The organism is Streptomyces europaeiscabiei, assembly GCF_036346855.1.
Lineage (GTDB): Bacteria > Actinomycetota > Actinomycetes > Streptomycetales > Streptomycetaceae > Streptomyces > Streptomyces europaeiscabiei.
This window is the reverse complement of the sequence record NZ_CP107841.1, coordinates 8844058-8867720: the sequence shown is the minus strand read 5'-3', so window position 1 is coordinate 8867720 and position 23663 is coordinate 8844058. Positions and strand designations below refer to the sequence as shown.

General features: G+C 71.1%; 24 protein-coding genes. 8 read left to right on the top strand and 16 right to left on the bottom strand.

Annotated elements, in window-relative coordinates:
• Positions 1–51: 51 nt before the first annotated feature.
• The 12 genes from OG858_RS38520 to OG858_RS38470 form a co-directional block, all read right to left on the bottom strand.
• Positions 52–1125: a polyprenyl synthetase family protein gene (locus OG858_RS38520; RefSeq protein ID WP_373420775.1), complete on the bottom strand. Its 1074-nt coding sequence runs from the start codon at positions 1123–1125 to the stop codon at positions 52–54.
• 68 nt (positions 1126–1193) lie between these two features.
• Positions 1194–2621 (bottom strand): hydroxysqualene dehydroxylase HpnE, encoded by a 1428-nt coding sequence (hpnE, locus tag OG858_RS38515; protein ID WP_328543984.1) that lies wholly within the window; start codon positions 2619–2621, stop codon positions 1194–1196.
• On the bottom strand, positions 2618–2758 hold the full coding sequence (locus tag OG858_RS48320) for a DUF6380 family protein (RefSeq protein WP_373420774.1): 141 nt from the start codon (positions 2756–2758) through the stop codon (positions 2618–2620). Before OG858_RS48320 ends, hpnE begins: the two co-directional genes overlap by 4 nt.
• Positions 2758–3708, bottom strand: a complete 951-nt coding sequence (gene hpnD / locus OG858_RS38510; protein WP_037704108.1) for a presqualene diphosphate synthase HpnD — start codon at positions 3706–3708, stop codon at positions 2758–2760. Before hpnD ends, OG858_RS48320 begins: the two co-directional genes overlap by 1 nt.
• Positions 3705–4607: a squalene synthase HpnC gene (gene hpnC / locus OG858_RS38505; protein WP_319316159.1), complete on the bottom strand. Its 903-nt coding sequence runs from the start codon at positions 4605–4607 to the stop codon at positions 3705–3707. The genes hpnD and hpnC overlap by 4 nt, the downstream gene beginning before the upstream one ends.
• Before the next feature lie 405 nt (positions 4608–5012).
• The gene (locus OG858_RS38500) at positions 5013–5780 is read right to left on the bottom strand and encodes an ABC transporter ATP-binding protein (RefSeq protein ID WP_046706038.1); all 768 of its coding nucleotides are present in this window, start codon (positions 5778–5780) and stop codon (positions 5013–5015) included.
• Positions 5773–6702: an ABC transporter permease gene (locus OG858_RS38495; protein ID WP_086746900.1), complete on the bottom strand. Its 930-nt coding sequence runs from the start codon at positions 6700–6702 to the stop codon at positions 5773–5775. Before OG858_RS38495 ends, OG858_RS38500 begins: the two co-directional genes overlap by 8 nt.
• A 95-nt stretch (positions 6703–6797) precedes the next feature.
• Complete coding sequence (locus OG858_RS38490; RefSeq protein ID WP_373420776.1) at positions 6798–7670, bottom strand: glycosyltransferase family 2 protein; 873 nt, start codon at positions 7668–7670, stop codon at positions 6798–6800.
• A gap of 8 nt (positions 7671–7678) precedes the next feature.
• Positions 7679–8407: a CDP-alcohol phosphatidyltransferase family protein gene (locus OG858_RS38485; RefSeq protein WP_037704113.1), complete on the bottom strand. Its 729-nt coding sequence runs from the start codon at positions 8405–8407 to the stop codon at positions 7679–7681.
• Between the two features lie 28 nt (positions 8408–8435).
• On the bottom strand, positions 8436–9500 hold the full coding sequence (locus OG858_RS38480) for an iron-containing alcohol dehydrogenase family protein (RefSeq protein WP_086746898.1): 1065 nt from the start codon (positions 9498–9500) through the stop codon (positions 8436–8438).
• A complete protein-coding gene (locus tag OG858_RS38475; RefSeq protein WP_046706041.1) occupies positions 9488–10240 on the bottom strand; it encodes a phosphocholine cytidylyltransferase family protein in 753 nt (250 codons plus the stop codon). Before OG858_RS38475 ends, OG858_RS38480 begins: the two co-directional genes overlap by 13 nt.
• Entirely contained in the window at positions 10237–12078 is a 1842-nt protein-coding gene (locus tag OG858_RS38470) for a DUF5941 domain-containing protein (protein ID WP_086746897.1), read from the bottom strand. The genes OG858_RS38475 and OG858_RS38470 overlap by 4 nt, the downstream gene beginning before the upstream one ends.
• A gap of 424 nt (positions 12079–12502) precedes the next feature.
• On the opposite strand from OG858_RS38470, the gene galE reads away from it, so the two are divergent.
• The 4 genes from galE (at position 12503) to idi (ending at position 15794) form a co-directional block, all read left to right on the top strand.
• A complete protein-coding gene (gene galE / locus OG858_RS38465) occupies positions 12503–13471 on the top strand; it encodes a UDP-glucose 4-epimerase GalE (RefSeq protein WP_319068304.1) in 969 nt (322 codons plus the stop codon).
• 157 nt (positions 13472–13628) lie between these two features.
• Positions 13629–14567: a cation diffusion facilitator family transporter gene (locus tag OG858_RS38460; RefSeq protein WP_086746895.1), complete on the top strand. Its 939-nt coding sequence runs from the start codon at positions 13629–13631 to the stop codon at positions 14565–14567.
• Complete coding sequence (locus tag OG858_RS38455) at positions 14558–15076, top strand: GNAT family N-acetyltransferase (protein WP_086746894.1); 519 nt, start codon at positions 14558–14560, stop codon at positions 15074–15076. The genes OG858_RS38460 and OG858_RS38455 overlap by 10 nt, the downstream gene beginning before the upstream one ends.
• Positions 15077–15200: 124 nt before the next feature.
• Positions 15201–15794 (top strand): isopentenyl-diphosphate Delta-isomerase, encoded by a 594-nt coding sequence (idi, locus tag OG858_RS38450; RefSeq protein ID WP_086746905.1) that lies wholly within the window; start codon positions 15201–15203, stop codon positions 15792–15794.
• Positions 15795–15836: 42 nt separating this feature from the next.
• Here idi and OG858_RS38445 read toward each other — a convergent pair whose 3' ends face one another.
• Both OG858_RS38445 and OG858_RS38440 read right to left on the bottom strand, forming a co-directional pair.
• On the bottom strand, positions 15837–16352 hold the full coding sequence (locus OG858_RS38445) for an ATP-binding protein (RefSeq protein ID WP_086746893.1): 516 nt from the start codon (positions 16350–16352) through the stop codon (positions 15837–15839).
• Between the two features lie 173 nt (positions 16353–16525).
• Positions 16526–17164, bottom strand: a complete 639-nt coding sequence (locus tag OG858_RS38440; RefSeq protein ID WP_408059504.1) for an HdeD family acid-resistance protein — start codon at positions 17162–17164, stop codon at positions 16526–16528.
• 148 nt (positions 17165–17312) lie between these two features.
• On the opposite strand from OG858_RS38440, the gene OG858_RS38435 reads away from it, so the two are divergent.
• Complete coding sequence (locus OG858_RS38435; protein ID WP_327748188.1) at positions 17313–18056, top strand: enoyl-CoA hydratase/isomerase family protein; 744 nt, start codon at positions 17313–17315, stop codon at positions 18054–18056.
• 13 nt (positions 18057–18069) lie between these two features.
• Here the strand turns inward: OG858_RS38435 and OG858_RS38430 are convergent, their stop codons facing one another.
• A complete protein-coding gene (locus tag OG858_RS38430) occupies positions 18070–18705 on the bottom strand; it encodes a DJ-1/PfpI family protein (protein ID WP_086749754.1) in 636 nt (211 codons plus the stop codon).
• A gap of 10 nt (positions 18706–18715) precedes the next feature.
• Positions 18716–19675 (bottom strand): GlxA family transcriptional regulator, encoded by a 960-nt coding sequence (locus OG858_RS38425; RefSeq protein ID WP_328543986.1) that lies wholly within the window; start codon positions 19673–19675, stop codon positions 18716–18718.
• A gap of 156 nt (positions 19676–19831) precedes the next feature.
• On the opposite strand from OG858_RS38425, the gene OG858_RS38420 reads away from it, so the two are divergent.
• The 3 genes from OG858_RS38420 (at position 19832) to OG858_RS38410 (ending at position 23478) form a co-directional block, all read left to right on the top strand.
• Entirely contained in the window at positions 19832–20698 is an 867-nt protein-coding gene (locus OG858_RS38420; protein ID WP_319068310.1) for an SCO6745 family protein, read from the top strand.
• 85 nt (positions 20699–20783) lie between these two features.
• A complete protein-coding gene (locus tag OG858_RS38415) occupies positions 20784–20927 on the top strand; it encodes an LPFR motif small protein (RefSeq protein ID WP_256960241.1) in 144 nt (47 codons plus the stop codon).
• A gap of 160 nt (positions 20928–21087) precedes the next feature.
• On the top strand, positions 21088–23478 hold the full coding sequence (locus OG858_RS38410) for a Tex family protein (protein ID WP_328543987.1): 2391 nt from the start codon (positions 21088–21090) through the stop codon (positions 23476–23478).
• The last annotated feature ends 185 nt before the right edge of the window (positions 23479–23663 follow it).

Genomic DNA, 23663 nt, shown 5'->3' with positions numbered 1-23663 from the left:
ACTACGCGAGGGCTATTCGACCGTTGGCGGTCGGCTCCTGGGGGATGGCGATCATCTCTTTCGTACGACGACGAAGTCGGCGAGCGCCGCGAACTGGTCCCGCACCCGCTCGGGCATCCGGATCGAGTCCAACGCCTCGATGGCGATCGTGTGCTGGCGGCGCGCCTCCTCGGCGGTCCACGCGCGGCCGCCCGCCTCCTCGATGAGGGCGGCGCGCACGGCGAACTCCTCCTCGGAGAAGTTCTCGAAGTCGCTGCTCTTGGCGTCGGCGGCGAGGAGCTCGCCGAGTTGCTCGGAGGCCGGACCGCCCGCCGCGAGCGCGGCCACGACCGGCAGGGACTTCTTGCGCTGGCGCAGATCGCTCCAGGTCTGCTTGCCCGTGGAGACCGGGTCGCCCCAGATGCCCAGCAGGTCGTCGACGGCCTGGAAGGCGAGGCCCAGGTGGTAGCCGTACTTCTCCAGCGTGTCGGCGGTGCGGTCGTCCGCGCCGCCGAGGACCGCGCCGATGGAGCAGGCGCAGGCGAGCAGGGCGCCGGTCTTGTTGCCCTCCATCTCCAGGCACTCCTCGACGGTGACCCGCTCGCGGTGCTCGTAGGAGATGTCCTGGGCCTGCCCGTCGATGAGCGCGCGGGTCGCCGTGGTGACGCGGCGGGTGGCGCGGGCCGCCTCGGCGGTGCCCAGTTCGAGGAGGATCTCGTTGGCGAGGACCATCAGGGCGTCGCCGACGAGGATGGCCTGGGCGGGGCCGTGGACCTTCCAGACGGTGTCGCGGTGGCGGCGCTGTTCGTCGCCGTCCATCAGGTCGTCGTGCAGCAGCGAGAAGTTGTGCACCAGTTCCACCGCGACCGCGCCGGGGATGCCGACCTCGGGTGCGGCGCCGGTGACCTCGGCGGACATGACGGCGAGCGCGGGACGTACGGCCTTGCCGCCGTCGCCGTCCGCCGGGTTGCCGTGGGCGTCGATCCAGCCGAAGTGGTAGGCGGCGACGGTGTCCATGGGGGGCGCCAGCCGGTCGACGGCCGCCCGCAGCACGGGTGTGGCCAGGGTCCGCCCGCGCTCCAGGAGCGCGGTCACGTCCACCGCGGTCCTCGCAGCGGCCGTCACGGCCGGGGGCACAGTGGGCACAGTCTCTCCAGATGTCGATGTGTTCGCGGTACCGAGAGTGCGGGAACCGGTTGGGGGCGCTTCGAGCGTCACGCGGCCTCCTCGTGGTCGAAGAGGTGGTCCCTGGGCCGGCCCAGCGCGGCGAGGGCGGCGTCCGCCGCCCCGATGCCGCTGCGGACCGCACTCTCCATGGTCGCGGGCCACCCGGTGGCGGTCCACGCTCCGGCCAGGTACAGGCCGGGGGCCTTGGTGCGGGCGCCGGGCCTGAGCCGTCCGACGCCGGGGGTGGGAGCGAACGTCGCGGTGCGCTCCCGGGTCACGAAGAAGTCCTTCACCCGCGCGCCGCGTGTGGAGGGCAACAGCCTTTCCAGCTCGGGCAGATACCGCTCGCGCAAGCCGGACACGGGCGTGTCGATCTCGTCCTGTGCGGCCGACTGCGACAGCGCCAGATACTGGCCCTCACGCAGACCGGACGCCTCGGTCCGGTCGAAGACCCATTGCACGGGCGAGCCGAGCGCCGCGAAGAACGGCCTGCTCAGCACCTTCCGGTCGTACACCACATGGACGTTGAGGATCGGCGCGGTACCGATCTCCAGCAGCCGCCCGGGCTCGTCGAGCGCTCCTGGGGGCAACAGGTCGTACGTCTCGCGCTGCGGTACGGCGAGGACGACCGTGTCGGCGTCGAGGCTCTCGCCGGGGACCTCGACCCGCCAAGTCCCGTTCCCCAGGGGGGAGATGGAGGTGGCGCGGGTACGGAGTTCGGTACGGACACCCGCCGAGTCGAGCGCCTTGCGGGCCAGCCGGTCGTGCAGTTCACCCAGCGGGACATGGGCCCAGCCGATGTCGGCGGCGCCCGGGTCGGACAGCAGACCCGTCTTGAACACCATCGCGGCGAGCCCCAGGGAGGCGTCCCGAGCCACCGCGTTGAGGGTGGCGACCCCCACGAGGTCCCACAGCGCCTCGACGGCCCGCGCCGACTGACCGTGCGCGGCCAGCCAGCTGCCGAAGTCCTGTTCGTCCAGCCCGGGATCGGCGAGGTCGAGCGCCTTGAGCGCCAGTGCGGCCCGCCCCACCCCGGCGCGCTCGGCGAGCGAGAGATGGGTGTACGTGGCGAGGCTGCGTCCCAGATGCAGGGGGACGGGCAGCGCGTCGCGCCGCAGTCTGCCGAGCCGTCGCCCGGCTCTGCCCCCGGCGTCGAGAACCGGCACGTCGAGACGATCCTGCAGCGGCGCGAGCTCGGTCCCTTCGACACGGTCGAGGAACCAGCGGTAGGCGGTGCAGCACCGCAGATACACGTGCTGCCCGTTGTCGACGGCCAGCTCGCCCCGCTGGAAGGAGAAGGCGAGTCCGCCCAGCCGGGGCCGCCCTTCCAGGAGCGTGACACGCACGCCGGCGTCGGCGAGCGAGAGCGCGGTGGTGACGCCCGCCAGCCCCCCGCCGACCACCACGGCCGTGCTCCGGGGGCGGCCCGTACGGTCCGCGTCCGGCAGCCCCTCGGACTGTGCGCCGTCGGTCATCGTGCACCCTCCCCTGCCGGTCCGCCGGGGTGCCGGATGGGTCCGCGGCAGGCCGTCGCAGTCAGGGACGCTCCCGCGTTGCGGAGGGTTGCGTACCACTTTTCCCCGATGGGTTCGTCTTGGAGCGAATTGTCCATCAGACGCGCCTCCTGACGGTACGGCGCGACGCATGCCGGGCGTCCAGACCGGAAAGGCCGCGTACGGCGACGTACGCCTTCTCACGGCCGGGCAGCGAGACCCGGCCGCGCAGCACGGCCTCCGGTTCCCGCTCGATGCGGTCGAGCAGCCGCCGGTAGATGCCGGCCATGGCGGCGACGCAGGCGCCGCTGCGCCGGTCGAGCATCGGCAGCAGCCGGTAACCCTCGGCGAACAGGGCGCGGGCCCGGCGCACTTCGAAGTGCACCAGACCCGCGAAGTCGGAGTCGGACGGCGGGAGAGGCCCGGCGAACCCGGCCGAGCAGCCGAATTTCGCGAGGTCGTCGGCGGGCAGATAGGTGCGCCCGCCCTCCGCGTCCTCGCGAACGTCCCTGAGGATGTTCGTCAGTTGGAGCGCGAGCCCGAGGGTGTCGGCGTACTCCGGCGCGCGTTCCGCGCCGCGCGCCCCCGGTTCCGTGCCGAAGACACCGAGCGAGAGCCGCCCGATGGAACCGGCGACACAGCGGCAGTAGACCTTCAGGTCGTCCCAGGTCTCGTAGTGCTCACCGCGTACGTCCATGACGACGCCGTCGATGAGTTCGTCGAGGGCGTCGAGCGGGATCGGGAAGGCCGCCCCGGCGTGGGCGAGGGCGACCGCTACGGGATCCGTGTCGTCCTCGTCGACGGAGCCCGCCCGGACCCGGGTGAGCAGCGCCCTGGTCTCCGCCAGCCGGGCCGTCTTCACCTCGACCGCGAGCGCGCCGTCACCGATGTCGTCGACGCGCCGGGAGAACGCGTACAGCGCGGACATCGCGCGGCGCTTGGGCGTCGGCAACAGCCTGATGCCATAGGCGAAGTTGCGGGCCTGCTGTCCGGTGACGGCCTCGCAGTAGCTGTAGGCGGCGAGTACCGGCGCGGCCGCGTGTGGTTCCGATTCCACGGTCCGGATCACCCCTCTCCTCGCAGGGTCGCGCCCACCTCGCGCAGCAGCCGGAGCTTGCCGGGCTTGGGCGGGCCGGGAAGTACGTCGAATTCGGCGGCGGTGATCGCCTGGACGGCCGCCCTTCCTCCCGCCACGAACCCCGCGAGGAGCAGCCTCAGCCTGCCGTGGACGCTACCCACGAGGGGGGTGCCGTCATTCAGGAGATTCCGGGCGCGTTCCGCCTCGTAGGCGACCAGTGCGCGCACCGATGCGCCGGCGGTGGGCGCGGCGAGGTCCGCCTCCTGGACGTGGAAGCGCTTCATGTCCGCGGCGGGCAGATAGACACGGTCGCGGCCCAGGTCCTCGGCCACGTCCTGGAGGTGTTCGACGATCTGCAGCGCGGTGCAGATCGCGTCGGAGTGCCGGACCCGCTCGGGGGTCGTGGCGCCGGTGACGGCGAGGACCAGATGGCCGACGGGGTTCGCGGACAGCGTGCAGTAGGCGAGCAGATCGTCGTAGGTCTCGTACCGCTTGACCAGTTGGTCCTGACGGTTGGCGGCGATCAGGGCGAGGAACGGCTCGGGGGTGAGGGAGCGGCTGCGGACGGTGCGCTGGAGCCTGCGCAGCAGCGGGTGGTCCGGGGTGCCGTCGAAGACCCTGGCGAGGTCGGCCTCGAAGGCGTCCAGAAGGAGGAGCCGGTCGTCGGCGTCCTGCGGACGGACACCGAGGAGGCGGGCGTCGGCGCCGCCGGGAGCGAGGTCGCCGTCACCCATGTCGTCGACGAGCCGGGCGAAGCCGTAGACGGCCATGAGGTCGTCGCGCCAGGCCCTGGGGAGGAAGAACGGGGCGACGGGAAAGTTCTCCGCCCCGGCCTTGTCGAGGGTGTCGCCCTCCGGGTCCCCGGCGCGCGCCGTCCCGGTTTCGGTCACCGCTCGTCACCCGGCGCGAGAACGGCAGAAGCGTGCTTGAGCTGGGGAGTCTCCGTAGCCATGGCCGTCACATCTCCCGTTCTACACTGCCGACCCAATACGCACTATTTCGGACACGCCGCCCAGTGGGCGGCGTCTGCGGCTGATGCCGGATGTCGCGCATTATGGACCCACTTGCCGCGATTGGGCACCGGTACAGCTTACGTTGTACAACGCACCAAGCTCCGTCGGGGTGTCCTGCACATCACAAGAACGCACCGATTGCCCCCAAGATTCCTATGGGCGCCCGGAGTTGACGCTTCCTTGCCGAAGTTGGCGTTTCCTTTGCGGACGCCGCTCCCGGGTATCCCTTGCAGACGCCGGGCCCCACCGGAACAGTTCCGGTGGGGCCCGGGTCGTTTCGGGCTACTTGCCCGTGAACTTCTCGTATTCCTTCAGGACCTCGTCCGTGGGTCCGTCCATGCGCAGTTCGCCGCGTTCCAGCCACAGGACGCGGTCGCAGGTGTCGCGGATGGACTTGTTGTTGTGGCTGACCAGGAAGACCGTGCCGGCCTCCTTGCGCAGCTCGCGGATACGGGCCTCGGAGCGCTTCTGGAAGGACCGGTCACCGGTGGCGAGGGCCTCGTCGATCATCAGCACGTCGTGGTCCTTGGCCGCCGCGATGGAGAAGCGCAGCCGGGCCGCCATGCCGGACGAGTACGTCCGCATCGGCAGGGTGATGAAGTCGCCCTTCTCGTTGATGCCGGAGAAGTCGACGATCGACTGGTAGCGCTCCCTGATCTGCTCGCGGGACATGCCCATCGCGAGGCCGCCCAATATGACGTTCCGCTCGCCCGTGAGGTCGTTCATCAACGCGGCGTTGACGCCGAGCAGGGAGGGCTGGCCGTCGGTGAAGACCTTGCCCTTCTCCGCCGGGAGCAGACCGGCGATCGCACGCAGCAGGGTGGACTTGCCGGAGCCGTTGGAGCCGATCAGGCCGATGGCCTCGCCGCGGTAGGCGATGAAGGAGACACCCTTGACGGCGTGCACCTTGCGCACCCCGCGCTCCTCGCCGCGCTTGACGATGCGGCTGAGAGCGGCGGTGGCGCTGCCCTTGCCGGTCTTGGCGCCGTTCACGCGGTAGACGATGTGCAGTTCGTCCGCGATGACGGTGGGGATGTGTGACTCAGCCACGGCCGTACCTCTCCTCCGCCTTCCAGAAGTACACGAAGCCACCGAACGCGATCAGAGCGGCCCAGCCTGCCGCGACCGCCCACACGTGCGGGGGCAGGTTCTCGCGGCCGTAGCCGTCGATCAGCGCGAAGCGCATCAGGTCCATGTAGATCGCGGCCGGGTTCCACTGGAGGACGCTGGCGATCCACTTGGGGTGGTCGGCGAGCATCACCGGGATGGAGAACATGACGCCGGAGGCGTACATCCAGGTCCGCATCACGAACGGCATCAGCTGCGCGAGGTCCGGGGTCTTGGACCCCATGCGGGCCATGATCAGCGCGAGGCCGGTGTTGAACAGGAACTGCAGCGCCAGAACGGGCACGATCAGCAGCCACGACAGCTTCGGGTAGCTGCCGAAGCCGACCGCCACGCAGAACAGCACGATCATCGAGAACAGCAGCTGCTGGAGCTGCTGGAGCGAGAAGGAGATGGGCAGCGAGGCGCGCGGGAAGTGCAGGGCGCGCACCAGGCCCAGGTTGCCGGAGATCGCGCGGACGCCCGCCATCACCGAGCTCTGCGTGAAGGTGAACACGAACACGCCCGTGACCAGGAACGGGACGTACACCTCGCGCGACATGCCCCGGTCTGCGTTGAGGATCAGGCCGAAGATCAGGAAGTACACCAGCGCGTTGAGCAGCGGGGTCGCCACCTGCCACAGCTGGCCGAGCTTGGCCTGGCTGTACTGCGCGGTGAGCTTCGCCTGGGAGAAGGCGAGGATGAAGTGACGCCGCCCCCACATCTGGCGGACGTACTCGACGAGTCCGGGCCTGGCGCCGCTCACGGCGAGCCCGTACTTGGCGGCCAGTTCCGTCGCGGAGAGCCCGTCGTCGGGCGACGGACGGTCGCTCACCACAACCCTGCCGTCATGCGTTGTCTCACTCACAAATGGAAACTTTCGTCCTCAAAGTGCGCAGCCTGGTCGGGCCGAGGCGGAAACCTGGACCGGGTACGGCCGAATGCTCTCAGATTTCGAGCGTGTCAGATGACGGGAGGTCGGCCCAGCCGGGTCAGCCGCCACACCGTACGCCACTTCATGGGCCTGCGGGGGCCGCAGGGGCTCGTCCAGCCCTCCTTGAAGCCGCCGAACCAGGCCTTCAAGGCCGGGCCGGAGGGCTTGCGGAGCAGGGTCAGCAGCAGCCAGACGCCCAGGTAGACCGGGACGAGCGGGGCGGGGAGGTTGCGGCGCGCGAGCCAGACGCGGTTGCGCGCGACCATGCGGTGGTAGACCGCGTGCCGGGAGGGGGCGGTCGTGGGGTGGTACAGCACCATGTCGGACCGGTAGTCGATCATCCAGCCCGCGTCGAGGGCCCGCCAGGCCAGGTCGGTCTCCTCGTGCGCGTAGAAGAACTCGTCCGGGAGGCCGCCGACTTCGGCGAAGACGGCGGTGCGTACGGCGTTGGCGCCGCCGAGGAAGGTGGTGACCCGGGAGGAGCGCATCGGGTCGGCGGCCCGCAGCCGGGGCACGTGGCGCCGCTGGGTCTCGCCGCTGTCCGGGTCGGCGATCCGGAAGCTGACGATGCCGAGCTTCGGGTCGGCGTCGAAGGCCCGGCGGCAGAGTTCGGCGGTGTCGTGGTGCGCGAGCAGGCCGTCGTCGTCGAGGAAGAGGAGGACGTCGACGTCCCGGCCGCTGGGGCCGAAGGCCTCTATGCCTATGTTGCGGCCCCCGGGGATACCGAGGTTCTCGGGCAGCTCGACCGTCCGTACGCCCTCGGGGACGTCGGGGACGGGCGAGCCGTTGCCGACGACGACCGCCTCGACCCGGTCGCCCTCCTGCTTGGCGACCGAGTCGAGGAGGGCGCGGAGTTCGTCGGGGCGGTTGCCCATGGTGATGATCACCGCGCCGACCTTCATGCCGCCGCTCACTTCAACCTGCTGGAGGCCAGGATGGACACCAGGTGCAGCAGGGTCTGGAGCAGCGCGATGCCGGCGAGTACGGCGACGCCGAGCCGGGAGAAGAAGAGGTCGCCCCGGGCCTGGTCCAGAACGGCGAAGACCAGGATCAGCAGGGAGGCCTCGACGCCGAGGATGAGCCGGTGGAACTTCAGGGCGGCGGCGGCCCTGCGGGCCAGCGCCATGCCGGAGGAACGCGGCTCGGCGGCCGACTCCTGGACCGGCGGCTTGCCCTGCTGGTGCCGGGCGACCCCGACAAGGTCCGTCTCGGCCTTGATCAGGATGGCGCCGAGGGCGGCAAGGGTGCCGAGGAATGCCCACAGCCAGTCGATCCGGCCGGTGCCCCACAGGTCGGCGGCGCGCAGACCGAAGCCGACGAGCACGGCCGCGTCGCACAGGTAGGCGCCGACCCGGTCCACGTAGATGCCGGCCATCGAGTACTGCTTGCGCCAGCGGGCGATCTCGCCGTCGACGCAGTCGAACAGCAGGTAGAGCTGGACCATCAGCACACCGAGGACGGCGCCCGGGATGCCCGGCACCAGCAGGGCCGGGGCGGCGAGGACGCCGAAGACGGTCATCAGGTAGGTCAGCTGGTTGGGCGTGACCCGGGTGTTCACCAGGTGCCGGTCTATGCGCAGCGAGATCTCGCGCATGTAGAGCCGGCCGGCCCAGTGCTCACCGCTCCGCCGGTCCTTCACCCCCGGGGGGTGAACGACCGGGCGGAGTTCAGCTACCGATGGCTTTGGCATAGTCGGCGTATGCGTCCTTGATCTGGTCGGTGCTCAGTTCGAGGTGCTCGAGGATGGTGTAGCGGCCCGGCCTGGTCTGCGGGGCGAACTCCACGACCTGGACGAACTCGTCCACGGTGAAGCCGATCTCGCCCGGGAGGACGGGCAGCCCGTGGTGGCGCAGAACCTCGACCATCTGGCCCGCGACCTCGTGGTTGCCACGCAGGAACGTGGCGAACGCGCCGCCGAGACCGCACTGTTCGCCGTGCAGGGCGTTGCGCTTGGGGAAGCTGAGGTCGAACGCGTGGCTGATCTCGTGGCAGGCGCCCGAGGCGGGCCGGCTGTCGCCGGCCACCGACATCGAGATCCCGCACAGGACGAGGGACTCGGAGAGGGTCGTCAGGAACTCGTCGTCGCCGACCCCACCGGGGTGGCGCAGGACCGCCTCGGCGGCCTGGCGGGCCATGGCGGCGGCCAGGCCGTCCACCTTCTCGCCGGTCTCCCGGCTGGCCAGCTCCCAGTCGGCCACGGCGGAGATCTTGCAGATCACATCGCCGATGCCGGCCCGCACGAAGCGCACCGGGGCCTCACGGATGACATCGAGGTCGATGACGATCCCGATCGGGTTCGGCACACCGTACGAGCCGCGGCCCGCGTCGTTGTCGAGGGTGGCGACCGGCGAGCACAGACCGTCGTTGGCGAGGTTCGTGGCCACGGCGACCAGCGGCAGGCCGACCCGGGCGGCCGCGTACTTGGCGCAGTCGATGACCTTGCCGCCGCCGAGCCCGACCACGGCGTCGTAGTGACCGCCCTTCTTGATCGAGTCGGCGAGCCGCACCGCGCCGTCGATGGTCCCGTCGGCGTCGGAGAACCAGTCCGCCTCCGGAAACGCGGGGGCGAACCGCTCGCGCAGCGCCGCGCCGGAGCCGGCGCTGATCGCGAAGGCCAGCCGGCCCGACGGCGCGATGCGCTGGTCCGACAGGATCGCCGCCAGATCATCGAGCGCGCCGGGACGGATGTCCACGACCACCGGCGAGGGGATGAGCCTCGTCAGTACTGGCACGCGATCTCACGTCCCTTGGCGAGGTCGTCGTGGTTGTCGATCTCGACCCACTTGACGTCACCGATGGGCGCGACGTCGATGCGGAAGCCGCGGTTCACGAGCTCCTGGTAGCCGTGCTCGTAGAACTGCTGCGGGTCCGTCTCGAAGACCGTCTTCAGGGCGTCGGCCAGCTCGTCGGCGGCCTCGCCCTCGATGAGGGTGACGCCGATGTACTCACCGGTCGCCTCGGCCGGGTCCATCAGCTTGGTGATCTTCGTCATGGAGCCCTCGGGGCCGACGACGACCTTCATCTCCTCGTCGGCGAGGGACTTCACCGTGTCGAGGGCGAGGATGATCTTCTTGCCGTCGCCGCGGGCGGCGAGCAGCGTCTTCTCGACGGAGACCGGGTGCACCGTGTCGCCGTTGGCGAGGATCACCGAGTGCTTGATGGCGTCACGGCCGCACCACAGGGAGTAGGCGTTGTTCCACTCCTCGGCCTTGTCGTTGTCGATCAGAGTGATCTTGACGCCGTACTTCTGCTCCAGCGCCTCGCGGCGCTCGTACACCGCCTCCTTGCGGTACCCGACGATGATCGCGACCTCGGTCAGGCCGATCTCGGCGAAGTTGCCGAGGGTGAGGTCGAGAACCGTGAGGCTCTCTTCGTCGCCCTCGGGTCCGACCGGTACCAGCGCCTTGGGGAGGGTGTCGGTGTAGGGGCGAAGACGCCGTCCGGCGCCGGCCGCCAGCACGAGGCCGATCATGCGGGTTCTCCTTCATCGTGTACGGCGGGTGCGCCTGTTTTATGGGCGGTCACCCAGAAGCGGATGCTCTCGACGAGCACCAGCAGCGCCACGGCCACGGCGAGAGCCGTGAGCGCGACCTTGAACTCTGTGGGCGCGAGCAGCGCGGCCAGGACGGTGACCAGCAGGGTCCTGCCTTCGTGCCCGCCGATGGCCCGCACCAGCCACTGGGGCGGCGCGCCGGCGTCACCGCGGATGCGGTACACCGTGTCGTAGTGATGGTAGGCGACCGCGGCCACCAGCCCGAAAGCCGCGGGAAGGGCTCCGTTCACATCGGCTTTGACCGCCAGTACCAGAACCGTGCCGTATTCGGCGGCGCGGAACAGCGGGGGGATCAGCCAGTCGAGGGGGCCCTTGAGGGGCTGGGCGACGGTGGCACCGGCGTTGAGGACGTAGATCCCCGCGAAGAGGACGGGCAGCCAACTGCCGTAGGGCTCCTGCCAGGTCCAGAACAGCAGGAGGACGACTGCGCCTGCCGCGCCCAACAGCCGAGAGACGGACTTGGCCGTCGTCCCGTCCGCCTTGGCGCCGGTACGGCGGAGGGGCAGCGCCGCCGCTTCGGCGAGCGGCCCCGAGTCCGCCAACTCCGCCAGCGCCCGCGCCGCCCGGTCCGTCCGCCGTGCCTTGCGCGTCAACGAGCGCAGCACGCGGCCGGCGGTGGTGTAGGTCGCGGCGAGGGCGCAGCCGATGAGCAGCGCGTAGAAGGTGATCCGAGGAGTGGTGAGCGCCGTGAGGACGGCGATCATGGCCCAGCGCTCGCCGATCGGCAGGACGATGACGCGCCGCACCCAGACCGTCCAGCCGACGCTGTCGAGCCTGTCCGAAAGGGCGGCGGTGGGGCTGGTGTTGGCGGTGGCGTCGTGGTTCGCCTCGTTGAAGGAGAAGTCGACGACGTGGCGGCAGGTCTGCAGGACCATCGCGCCGAGGGCGAGCGCCCATACATCGTCACTGCCACCGCCTCGGGCGGCGCCGAGGGCGAGACCCGCGTAGTAGGCGTACTCCTTGGCGCGGTCGAAGGTGGCGTCGAGCCAGGCACCGAGCGTGGAGTACTGCAGCGAGTAGCGGGCCAGCTGGCCGTCGGTGCAGTCGAGGACGAAGGAGAAGATCAGCAGCAGGCCGGCCGCGACGAAGCCACCGCGGGTGCCGGTGGCCGCGCAGCCCGCCGCGATCAGGGCGGTGAGCAGCGAGGCCGTGGTGACCTGGTTCGGGGTCAGGCCCCGGCGGGCGCACCAGCGGGCGATGTAGCGGGAGTAAGGGCTGATGCAGTACGTCGTGAAGAAACCGTCGCGGGACTTCACCGCCGTGCGCAGCCGTACGGCCTCGTCGTCGACGGCGTCGACCGCCTGGCGGGCCTCGTTGCGGGCCTGCGGGTCGGTGGGGACGACGGCGACCAGGGTGCCGAGTTCGGGCCGGTACGGGGTGACACCGTCCGCGTCGAGGGCGGCGGCGACCTGGTCGGCGACGCTGTCGACGGCTACGGCGGTGCTGCCGCTCGCGGTGGAGCTCTCGCGGGCCAGCGCCCGGGTCAGTTCTCGGCGGGCGGCGGCCTGGACGGTCACGGCGCCCGGCAGGGCGGCGGCCTCGAAGCGGGGGTCGGTGAGTCCCAGGCGCAGGGCGTGCACATGGCCCACGAACCGTGTGTCGACGATCGCGACCCGCTGGTCCGCGGGCACCGTCGCGAGGAGCGTCTCGACGTCACCGGTGTCGGAGGCGACCCGCACGTCGAAGCCGAGCGACCGCAGATCGCCCTCCAGCGACGATCCGGGCACCGGCTGACCGGTGAGGATGGCGGTCGACAGAGGAACTCACTCCCTGGGTGCCGACGCGACCGCGCCGGACATGTACGTGGTGGAGGCGCCCTGACCCTGGGGGCCGGCGGCGTGTCGGCAGAGGTTATCGGATGAAGAGAAGCAGACGTTCACCGCCCGTTCACGGCTTGATCGGTTCGAACTGACCACGCCGTCGGCCCTCCGCCGCGATCATCATCGGGGATGCGGGGGTTACGCCACAAACTCCGGTGCGTATATCGGTTGATAGGGGGCCAAGGGGTGGCCTCGTTCCTCTGCCGGAGGCCGCATGCCGCGTCCCCGAAGGGGCGCGGGACTGTGCCGTCCGCGGCTGCGCGGCGGGCGTGCGACCAGCCACGATGGCACCCGCGTCCGCCAACCCTGCACACCCTCCACAGCGAATGGGCACAAGCGCACCCCGCATAAGGTTGACCGCATGACATGGCTGATCACAGGCGGGGCGGGCTACATCGGCGCACACGTGGCGAAGGTCATGACCGACGCCGGCGAACAGGTCATCGCACTGGACGACCTCTCCTCAGGGGTCCGCGGCCGCCTCCCCGAGCGCATCCCCTTGATCCACGGCTCCGCCCTGGACGGCGACCTCCTCAAACGCGTCCTCACCGAGCACGCCGTGACCGGTGTGGTCCACCTCGCCGCCCGCAAGCAGGTCGGCGAGTCCGTCGCCCAGCCCACCCGCTACTACCAGGAGAACGTCGGCGCTCTCGCCACCCTCCTGGAGGCGGCGGCAGGAGCCGGGGTCGAGCGCTTCCTCTTCTCCTCCTCCGCCGCCGTCTACGGCAACCCGGACGTGGACCTCATCACCGAGGACACCCCGTGTGCCCCGGTGAACCCGTACGGCGAGACCAAGCTCGCCGGTGAATGGCTGGTCCGGGCGGCGGGCCGGGCGCACGGCATCGCGACCGTGTGCCTGCGTTACTTCAACGTGGCGGGCGCCGCCGACCCGGCCCTGGCCGACACGGGCGTCTTCAACGTCATCCCGATGGTCTTCGACCGCCTGACCCGCGACGACGCCCCGCGGATCTTCGGCGACGACTACCCGACCCCTGACGGCACCTGCGTCCGGGACTACATCCATGTCGCCGACCTCGCCGACGCGCACCTCGCGGCGGCCCGACGCCTCACCGGCGGCGCCACGGGCGACCTGACCGTGAACATCGGCCGCGGCGAGGGCGTTTCGGTCCGCCAACTCATCGACCTCGTCGGCGAGGTGACCGGCGACCACCGGCCCGCCCTCGTCGAGCCGCGCCGGCCCGGAGACGCGCCACGCGCCGTCGCCTCGGCGGCGCGGGCCGAACGGGAGCTCGGCTGGGTGGCCCGGCGGGAGGTACGCGAGATGGTCGAGTCGGCCTGGGCCGGCTGGCGGCTGCACCGGGGCCTCTGACCCGCCCCCGATCATGACAACGCTCTGACCTGCATATCGTTTCCGCAGGTCAGAGCACATGACAACGGTGTTCAGTGCCGCGTTGCCGGGTACCCCCCACCCGTAGTTCACTGTGATCCGGAGCCGAACACACGGACGCGTTTGAAAGGCGGACCCCATGGGGGCTGGGCACGATCACGGGCACGCGCATCACGCGCCGACCAGTGGTACGGCGGCAGCGGCGTACCGCGGACGGCTGCGGATCGCGCTGTCGATCACGCTCACCGTCATGGTGGTCGAGATCGTCGGCGGTGTTCTCGCCGATTCGCTGGCGCTCATCGCGGACGCGGCGCACATGGCGACGGACGCGGTGGGCCTCGGCATGGCACTCCTCGCGATCCACTTCGCGAACCGCCCGGCGACCGGCAACCGCACGTTCGGTTACGCCCGCGCCGAGATACTCGCGGCGCTCGCCAACTGTCTGCTGCTGCTCGGCGTCGGCGGCTATGTGCTGTACGAGGCCGTCCAGCGCTTCGTCACACCGGTCGGGACCGCGGGCGAACTGACCGTCGTGTTCGGCGCGATCGGTCTGGTCGCGAACATGATCTCGCTGACCCTGCTGATGCGGGGCCAGAAGGAGAGCCTGAACGTACGGGGTGCCTTCCTGGAGGTGGCCGCGGACGCACTGGGTTCGCTGGCGGTGATCATCTCCGCGGTGGTCATCCTGCTCACCGGCTGGCAGGCCGCCGACCCGATCGCCTCGCTGGCCATCGGCCTGATGATCGTCCCGCGCACGGTGAAGCTGCTGCGCGAGACCCTCGACATCCTGCTGGAGGCGGCGCCGAAGAACGTCGACATGGCCGAGGTACGAGCGCACATACTGGCGCTGCCGGGTGTGGAGGACGTCCACGATCTCCACGCCTGGACCATCACCTCCGGCATGCCGGTGCTCTCCGCCCATGTGGTGGTCAGCTCCGACACGCTGGACTCCATAGGCCACGAGAAGGTGCTGCACGACCTCCAGGGCTGCATCGGCGACCACTTCGACGTCGAGCACTGCACCTTCCAGCTGGAGCCGAGCGGCCACGCGGAACACGAGGCGAAGCTTTGTCACTGACGACCCACTGGACCACGCGACCGGAGACGTCCGCCGACCGGACGGGCGTGTACGACGTCAACGCCGCCGCGTTCGAGACCGACGCGGAGGCCGGGCTCGTCGACGCGCTCCGCGAGGACCCCGAGGCCTGGCTGCCGGAGCTGTCGTACGTGGCCGAGGCGCCGGACGGCACGATCGTGGCGTACGCACTGATCACGCGCTGCCATGTGGACGAGGTCCCCGCGCTGGCGCTGGCCCCCGTCGCGGTGCTGCCGGACCGTCAGCGCCAGGGGGCGGGGGCGGCCGTCGTACGCGCGGCACTGGAGGCGGCACGCGCGCGTGGGGAGCGGCTCGTCCTCGTCCTGGGGCATCCCGAGTACTACCCGCGCTTCGGCTTCGTACGTGCATCCGAGTACGGCATCCGGCCGGGTTTCGACGTTCCGGACGCGGCGATGATGGCGCTGGTGCTGGACGGTTCCGCGTCGGTGTCACCCGGCACCATCAGGTATCCGGCCGCCTTCGGGGTCTGAGAAGCGGTCCGCATGTGTCTTCGGGCGGGGTGCGCGGGTAGGACATGCGGGTTGGCGCGAAGTGCCGGGTGAGCCGGTGTCGTGCGGCAAACTTGAGGCTCGAAGAACGAGGCGAAGGATGGGCATGCCGATCACACCTGCCACCGCGGTGCAGAGTTCGCAGAACGGAACCATGGAAGCGATCCTGCTGGAGCTGGTCGACGAGGACGGCACCACGATCGGCACCGCGGAGAAGCTGGCCGCTCATCAGCCGCCCGGTCAACTGCACAGGGCGTTCTCGGTCTTCCTCTTCGACGAGCGCGGGCGGCTGCTGCTCCAGCAGCGCGCCCTCGGCAAGTACCACTCCCCCGGCGTCTGGTCGAACACCTGCTGCGGGCACCCCTACCCGGGCGAGTCCCCCTTCGCGGCGGCCGCGCGGCGGACCCACGAGGAGCTGGGGGTCTCCCCGGCGCTGCTCGGCGAGGCGGGCACGGTCCGCTACAACCACCCGGACCCGGACTCGGGCCTGGTGGAGCAGGAGTTCAACCATCTGTTCGTCGGACTGCTGCAGGCCCCGCTCCGGCCGGACCCGGAGGAGGTCGGGGCCACCGCGTTCGTCACCCCGGCCGAGCTGGCGGAGCGGCACGCCAAGGACCCCTTCTCAGCCTGGTTCATGACGGTCCTGGACGCGGCCCGGCCGGCGGTCAGAGAGCTGACGGGCCCGGCCGCGGGCTGGTGACGGTCCCCGGATCAGTGGGCTGATCCGGATACCGGCGCTCCCTCACCCTTGGAGCAGGTGTGCGGGTTTGAGCGGCAGGGCGGACCAGATCACCTTGCCGCCGCTCGACGTGTGCTCGACGTCGCAGACCCCGCCCGCCTCCAGCGTGATCTCGCGCACCAGGAGCAGACCACGGCCACCGAGCCGGCCGTGGTCGGTCTCCAGGGCGGTCGGGCGGTAGGGGTGGTTGTCCTCGACCGAGACCCGCACCCACTCCGCACCGACGGCGACCTCGACGGCGAGCGTGGGCGACAGGAGCGCCGCATGTTTCACGGCGTTCGTCACCAGCTCGGAGACGATCAGCAGAAGTCCTTGGACGAGGTCGTCCGAGATCGGCACGCCCTGGCGGGCGAGCAGGTCCCGGACGGCGCGCCGCGCCTGCGGCACCGAGGCGTCGACGGCGTCAGCGGTGAACCGCCAGACCCCTTCGTAGGGCAGGGGCTCCGGCGGCTTCGGGCCGTCGGGTCCGTGCCCGCCGCCTGCAGGGCGTGGGTCGCTCCCGCGCCCTTGGTCGTCCATTGTCCGGTCGCCACCCTTGCGCTCGATTGTCACCACAAGTCGAGTGTTGGTAACTCAACGCTGCGCACGGAGGACTGAACAGAAGTCAGCGCGTTTCGGCGACTTTCGGATCATTCGAGAGCGGGTTGGCCAGCCGTGCGACCGTCGCTGTTCGGCGCGTGTCCCTTTCGGAACTATTCGGGTTGTACGGGTTTGACGCCGGACCCGTCCGCCCGCTCCTTCGGCCGCTCACTCCCCGCGAGTCGCTCCGTGACCAGCCCCACGACGCGCCGCCCGCCGAAACCGGTGGCGATCAGGCCGAGGCCGTCGAAGAGCAGGGCGAGCGAGAAGAAGGTACCGATGACGTACTTGCTGCTGCTCGGCCAGGAGGCGAGGACCAGGATGCCGAGGAGGAGACCGAAGGCACCCTGGACGAGCGTCCAGCCGAACTGGGGGCCGCGCACCACGAGACTGCCGACCAGCCGGAACACCCCGCCGGTCAGGAACAGCAGCGCGGCGAACATGGTGAGGGCCTCGGCCGCCGCCTCCGGGCTCTTGACGACGACCGCACCGGCCGCGATGTTCAGGGCCGCGACCACGACTGAGAGCCAGAAGAAGTTGGTGCCGCGCGCCTGGACCTCGTGCAGCAGACCGATCGCACCGCCGATCAGCAGCAGCCAGCCGAAGAGGATCATCGAGGTCAGGGTGGCGAACCCCACGTAGCAGAGTCCGACGAGCCCGGCGATCACCAGGACCGCACCGAGTACGGCGAGCCGGCCGTAGTCCCGGCTGAGCCTGGCGGTCTCGGCGTCCACGTCCTCGGCGGCGTACACACCCGTCCCGGCCGTCGCGGGGGCGATGCCCTCGGCTGTGGGCGTGGCCTTGTCCCTGGCCTTCCTGGATCCGAGGATGCGGGGCCTCCTCGCGGATACGGGCCCCTTCTTGATCGTATGGGCGCGGGGGGTGGCTAGCATCCGGTGCATGGAGCCTCAGCTGCTGGACACCGTCGCCGCCGGGGTGGCGACCGTCGTCGTCCACCACCCGGCCAAGCGCAACGCCATGACGGCCGGGATGTGGCGGGCGCTGCCGTCGCTGCTCGACCGGCTGGCCGCCGACCCCGGCGTACGGGCTCTGGTGCTCACCGGGGAGGGCGGGACGTTCTGCGCGGGGGCCGACATCTCCACGCTACGGGAGTCCCCGGGCGAGGCCCAGAAGTTGGCGGGGCTCGCCGAGGATGCACTCGCCGCCTTCCCGAAGCCGACCCTCGCCGCGATCCGCGGGCACTGCGTGGGCGGCGGCTCACAGCTGGCGGCGGCCTGCGATCTGCGGTTCGCGGAGGAGGGGGCGCTGTTCGGGATCACCCCCGCGAAGCTGGGGCTCGTCTATCCGGCCTCCTCCACCCGGCGGTTGGTGTCGCTGGTCGGGCCGGGTACCGCCAAGTACCTGCTGTTCTCCGGCGAGTTGATCGACGCGGAGCGCGCGCTGCGCACGGGGCTGGTGGACGAGGTGCTGCGCGTGGGCGAACTCGCCGAGCGGGTTGCGGAGTTCACCCGGGTGCTGGTCTCGCGCTCCCAGCTGACGCAGGCGGCGGCCAAGGAGTTCGCGAACGGCCGCACGGACCGTGACGCCCACTGGGCCGAGCAGGCCCGCGGCAGCGGCGACACCGCGGAGGGCGTCGCCGCGTTCCTGGAGCGCAGGCGGCCCCGGTTCACCTGGAGCGTCTGAACTCCCCCTGCACTCACCGCAGAACGTGACGGCTGTTCTCGCGGAACCATTCGACGAGGTGGGCGGGCGCCTTCTCCGGTGAGCCCGCGTCGTACGGCGGCTGCGGGTCGTACTCCGTCGCCAGCTGGATCGCCTGGGCGTGGTCGTCGCCCGCGATCCTGCCCAGCAGGGTCAGACCCATGTCGATGCCGGAGGAGACGCCGGCCGCGGTGACGTACTTGCCGTCGAACACCACCCGCTCCCCCGTCGACTCCGCGCCGAACCGCTTCAGCGCGTCGAGGGCAAGCCAGTGCGAGGTGGCGCGGCGGCCCTCCAGAAGGCCCGCGGCGGCGAGCAACAGGGAGCCGGTGCACACGGAGGTCGTCCAGGTGCTGGTGGTGTCGGCTGTACGCAGCCAGCCCAGCAGGGCCTCGTTCTCCATCTGCGCGCTCTGGCCGGGGCCACCGGGAACGATCACGATGTCGGGGTTCGGCACCTCGGCCAGGGTCTTGTCGGCGGTGATCGCCAGGGTTCCCTGGTCGGTACGGACCGGGCCGGTCTCCTCGGCGACGAAGAGCAGTTCCGCGTCCGGCGCACGGCCGAGGGTCTCGTACGGACCCACCGCGTCGAGAGCGGTGAAGCGGTCGAAGAGGACGATGGCGATCTGCATGGGTTCCCTTTCAGGGGGTGGGTGCGGAGGCCGGGCGGAAGCGGCGGCGGTACTCCGCCGGGGACGTGGCGAGGGTCTTCACGAAGGCGCGGCGCATGGCCTCGGAGGTGCCGTAGCCGCAGGTGCGGGAGATCTCCTCGACTCCGTCGGTGGTGTCCTCCAGGAGGCGGCGGGCGTGTTCGAGGCGGACGCGGTCGACGTACCGGCCCGGGGTCGTGCCCGTCTCGGCCTGGAAGGCGCGGGCGAAGTGGCGGGGTGAGAGCCGGGCGCGGGCGGCCAGGTGCTCGACGCTCAGGTCGTCACCGGGGTGCTCGGTGATCCACTGCTGGACCTCGCGAAGCGGCTCCCGCCGGGCCGTCTGGGCGGCGAGCTGGGCACTGAACTGGGCCTGGTTCCCCGGGCGGCGCAGGAAGACGACGAGGTGGCGGGCGATGGCGAGGGCGACCTCGCGGCCGATGTCCTCCTCGACGAGCGCGAGGGCCAGATCGATGCCGGAGGTGACACCGGCGGAGGTGGCAACGTGCCCGTCGCGGACGAAGATGGGGTCCGGATCGACCTCGATCGCCGGGTGGTGGCGGGCCAGCGTGTCGCAGTACGCCCAGTGGGTGGTCGCCCGGCGGCCGTCCAGGAGGCCCGCCTCGGCGAGCAGGATCGCGCCGGTGCAGACCGAGACCAGGCGCTGCGCGCGCGGGCCGTGTTCGCGCAGCCAGGCGATGACCTCGGGGGCGGGATTCCGGGTGCCCTGGCCGCCCGGGACGAGCAGCGTGTGCGGGGCGGGTGCGGTGGCGAGGGTGTGGTCGGGGACGAGGGTGAGGCCGCTGGAGGCGCGCACGGGCGTGCCGTCCAGCGAGGCCGTGCTGATGCGGTACGTCCCCGGTGTGTGCTGTTCGGCGCCGGCGAAGACCTCCATCGGGCCGGTGACGTCAAGGCTCTGCACGCCGTCGAAGAGGACGACCAGGACAGTTCGCATGTCATCGATTCTTGGGCGGTCGGACGACGGCCGCAATGACGAGTACCCCACCTTTTCTGCCACCGGAGAGCAGCGCCACCACGCCCGGGCCGGCCGGGGCAGGTGGGCGGCCGGGCCGCCCCCCTCACCTACCAACCGGTCGGTAACATGTCGGGCATGACCTCACCTCTGCCGGAGCGCGCCGGGCGGCGCTGCCACAGCCTCCTCAATCCGTTCCACTCCGCGCACTACTTCTCGCCGGATCTCGGCCGGGAGCTGGCCGCCGTGGGGGTGGCGGACCCGCAGGCCGCGTACTTCGCGGTGCGGGCGGCGGCCATGGGCGGGGTCGGCGCGGGCGTGGTGACGGCGACGTTCTTCAACTTCCGCCACGAACTGGTGGCGGAGCACGTTCCCGCCGTGTGGGAGGCAGCCGCGCCCTCGGTGGTGCTGGCGGCCCGCGAGCGCACCGCCGACGCCACGCTGCGGCGGCTGCTCGGCGAGGAGCTGATCGCCTCCGACGAGGTCGCCGAGGCTGCGGAGCTGGCACTCCGCGCCACCGAGGCGTGCGTGAGGACCGCACGCCCCCTGTATGCCGCGCACGCCGATCTCCCCGTACCCGAGCGCCCGCATCTCGCGCTCTGGCACGCGACCACGCTGCTGCGCGAGCACCGGGGCGACGGACATCTCGCGGTGCTCCTCGACGCGGGCCTCGACCCGGTCGAGGCGCTGGCCAGCCACACCGCGACCGGCAAGGGCATGTCGCCGAAGTGGGCGGTCGGCACGCGCGGCTGGACCAGGGACGAGTGGGACGCCGCGACCGCCCGGCTCCACGGGCGCGGGCTGCTCGGCGCCGAGGGCGAACTGACGGAGGCGGGCGTGGCCCTGCGCAGGGAGATCGAGGACGCGACGGACCGCCTGGACCTCGCGCCGTACGAGCACCTGGGCGCGGCCGGGGTGGAGCGGCTCACCGAGCTGATGACCGGGCTGGTGACGACCATGCTCTCCGCGGGGGCGTTCCCGGCGGGGATGATCGGCAAGCGCTGACCGAACCGGTTCAGACATGAACGGCGCGGGGCGCGGTACCCGATCGTTCCTGGCCCAGCCGGCCGGGAGACGAAAGGGGAAGTACGTGTTGCGTGCCATCGCAGACGTGTTGCGGCAGATCGGTGGGGCCATCGCGACGGTGGTCACGCTGCCGTTCCGGGCCGTGGCCCGGCTCTTCGGCGGCGCGTCGAGTTCGACGCGCGGCGGAGGGCGGGCCCGTCGGGCCTGAGTACGACCGTGCCGTGGACCTTCGGAGCCGGACGCGAGCACGCGTCCGGCTCCCCGCCCGTCCCGGGCCGGCCCCGCGAGTCTCACGTCCTGGGCCCCCGCTGTCGGTGCCACCTGCCACAATTGCCGCGCAACCCCAGTGGAGAAGGCGGTACGGGAACGTGACGACACCCCTCGTAGGGTCCATCGAAGGCAGGATCGCCGAGGAGCTCGGCGTACGGGAGCGGCAGGTCAGAGCCGCGGTGGAGCTGCTCGACGGCGGTTCGACCGTGCCCTTCATCGCCCGCTACCGCAAGGAAGCGACCGAGATGCTCGACGACGCGCAGCTGCGCACGCTCGAGGAGCGGCTGCGCTATCTGCGGGAGCTGGAGGAGCGGCGGGCGGCGATCCTCGAGTCCGTGCGCGAGCAGGGCAAGTTGACGCCCGAGGTCGAGAGCCGGATCCGCGCCGCCGAGACCAAGGCGCGGCTGGAGGACATCTACCTCCCCTTCAAGCCGAAGCGGCGCACGAAGGCGCAGATCGCCCGCGAGGCGGGCCTGGAGCCGCTGGCCGAGGGCCTGCTCGGCGACCCGACCGTCGAGCCGCAGGCCGCCGCCGCGGCGTTCGTGGACGCCGACAAGGGCGTCGCCGATCCGCAGGCCGCGCTGGACGGCGCGCGGGCGATCCTCACCGAGCGGTTCTCGGAGGACGCCGACCTCATCGGCGAGCTGCGCGAGCGCATGTGGGTGCGAGGACGGCTGGCCGCCAAGGTGAAGGACGGCAAGGAGGAGGCGGGCGCCAAGTTCGCCGACTACTTCGACTTCACCGAGCCGTTCACCGACCTGCCCTCCCACCGCATCCTGGCGATGCTGCGCGGCGAGAAGGAGGACGTCCTCGATCTCGTCCTGGAGCCGGAGGAGCCCTCCGAGCAGCCCGGCCCCTCCTCGTACGAGGGGATCGTCGCCCATCGTTTCCGGATCGCCGACCGCGGGCGCCCCGGCGACAAGTGGCTGACGGACACGGTCCGCTGGGCCTGGCGGACCCGGATTCTCGTCCACCTCGGCATCGACCTGCGGCTGCGGCTGCGGACGGCCGCCGAGGACGAGGCGGTGAACGTGTTCGCGGCGAACCTGCGCGACCTGCTCCTCGCCGCCCCCGCCGGCACCCGGGCGACGCTCGGCCTCGACCCCGGTTTCCGTACGGGCGTGAAGGTCGCCGTGGTGGACGCGACCGGCAAGGTCGTCGCGACCGACGTGATCTACCCGCACGTCCCGGCCAACAAGTGGGACGAGGCCATCGCCAAGCTGGCGCGCCTCGCCAAGGAGCACACGGTCGACCTGATCGCCATCGGCAACGGCACGGCCTCCCGCGAGACCGACAAACTCGCCGGTGAACTGATCACCAAGCACCCGGAGCTGCAGCTCACCAAGGTGATGGTGTCGGAGGCGGGCGCGTCCGTGTACTCGGCGTCGGCGTTCGCCTCGCAGGAGCTGCCGGACATGGACGTGTCGCTGCGCGGCGCCGTCTCCATCGCGCGCCGCCTCCAGGACCCCCTCGCCGAGCTGGTGAAGATCGACCCGAAGTCCATCGGTGTCGGGCAGTACCAGCACGACCTGTCCGAGGTGAAGCTGTCGCGTTCGCTGGACGCGGTGGTCGAGGACTGTGTGAACGGCGTCGGCGTCGACGTGAACACGGCGTCCGCCCCGCTGCTGGCCCGTGTCTCCGGCATCTCCTCCGGGCTCGCCGAGAACATCGTGACCCACCGGGACACCAACGGTCCCTTCAAGTCGCGGTCGCAGCTGAAGGGTGTGGCGCGGCTCGGTCCCAAGGCGTACGAGCAGTGCGCGGGGTTCCTGCGCATCCGGGGCGGCGACGACCCGCTTGACGCGTCCAGCGTGCACCCGGAGGCGTATCCCGTCGTACGGCGGATGGTGAAGTCCTCCGGTCAGGAGGTGGCGGCGCTCGTCGGGAACACGGCGGTCCTGCGGTCGCTCAGGCCCGGGGACTTCGTGGACGAGACGTTCGGTCTGCCGACGGTGTCGGACATCCTGAAGGAGCTGGAGAAGCCGGGGCGTGACCCTCGGCCCGCCTTCAAGACGGCCACGTTCAAGGACGGCGTCGAGAAGATCTCCGACCTGGTGTCCGGGATGGTTCTGGAGGGCGTCGTGACGAACGTGGCGGCCTTCGGGGCGTTCATCGACATCGGTGTCCACCAGGACGGGCTGGCGCATGTCTCCGCGCTGTCCAAGACGTTCGTCAAGGACCCGCGTGACGTGGTCAAGCCCGGGGACATCGTCAAGGTGAAGGTTCTCGACATCGACATTCCGCGGAAGCGGATCTCTTTGACGCTGCGGTTGGACGACGAGGCCGCGCCCAAGGGGCAGGGCGGCCAGGGTCAGCCTGGTGGGGGGACCCGGCCTCAGCGGGGGACACGTGGGGCTCAGCCGCCTCGGCAGCAGGGGCGTGGGGGCGGGGGCGGTTCTCGGCAGGGGGCTGCTGCGCCGGCGCCTTCGAACAGTGCGATGGCGGATGCGTTGCGGCGGGCGGGGTTGGTGGACAAGAAGCGGCGCTGAGCGGTTCGGCGGGGGTTTCTCGCCCCCGCCGCCCCTACCCGTCCCATCCCAGGGGCTGCGCCCCTTCGACCCCCGTCCGCGGGTTCGGTGGGGGCTGGTCGCGCAGTTCCCCGCGCCCCTGAAAAAGCAGGGGCTGCGCCCGTGCTTTTCAGGGAACCTCGCGAGCAGCCCCCGCCCACCCGCGG

Coding starts and splice junctions, on each gene's coding strand:
- OG858_RS38425 (WP_328543986.1), bottom strand. CDS start 19,675: ATGCGAACTGTCCTGGTCGTCCTCTTCGACGGCGTGCAGAGCCTTGAC.
- OG858_RS48320 (WP_373420774.1), bottom strand. CDS start 2,758: ATGGACAATTCGCTCCAAGACGAACCCATCGGGGAAAAGTGGTACGCA.
- OG858_RS38420 (WP_319068310.1), top strand. CDS start 19,832: ATGACCTCACCTCTGCCGGAGCGCGCCGGGCGGCGCTGCCACAGCCTC.
- OG858_RS38445 (WP_086746893.1), bottom strand. CDS start 16,352: ATGGACGACCAAGGGCGCGGGAGCGACCCACGCCCTGCAGGCGGCGGG.
- OG858_RS38460 (WP_086746895.1), top strand. CDS start 13,629: ATGGGGGCTGGGCACGATCACGGGCACGCGCATCACGCGCCGACCAGT.
- OG858_RS38435 (WP_327748188.1), top strand. CDS start 17,313: ATGGAGCCTCAGCTGCTGGACACCGTCGCCGCCGGGGTGGCGACCGTC.
- OG858_RS38430 (WP_086749754.1), bottom strand. CDS start 18,705: ATGCAGATCGCCATCGTCCTCTTCGACCGCTTCACCGCTCTCGACGCG.
- galE (WP_319068304.1), top strand. CDS start 12,503: ATGACATGGCTGATCACAGGCGGGGCGGGCTACATCGGCGCACACGTG.
- hpnE (WP_328543984.1), bottom strand. CDS start 2,621: ATGACCGACGGCGCACAGTCCGAGGGGCTGCCGGACGCGGACCGTACG.
- idi (WP_086746905.1), top strand. CDS start 15,201: ATGCCGATCACACCTGCCACCGCGGTGCAGAGTTCGCAGAACGGAACC.
- OG858_RS38490 (WP_373420776.1), bottom strand. CDS start 7,670: ATGAAGGTCGGCGCGGTGATCATCACCATGGGCAACCGCCCCGACGAA.
- OG858_RS38475 (WP_046706041.1), bottom strand. CDS start 10,240: ATGATCGGCCTCGTGCTGGCGGCCGGCGCCGGACGGCGTCTTCGCCCC.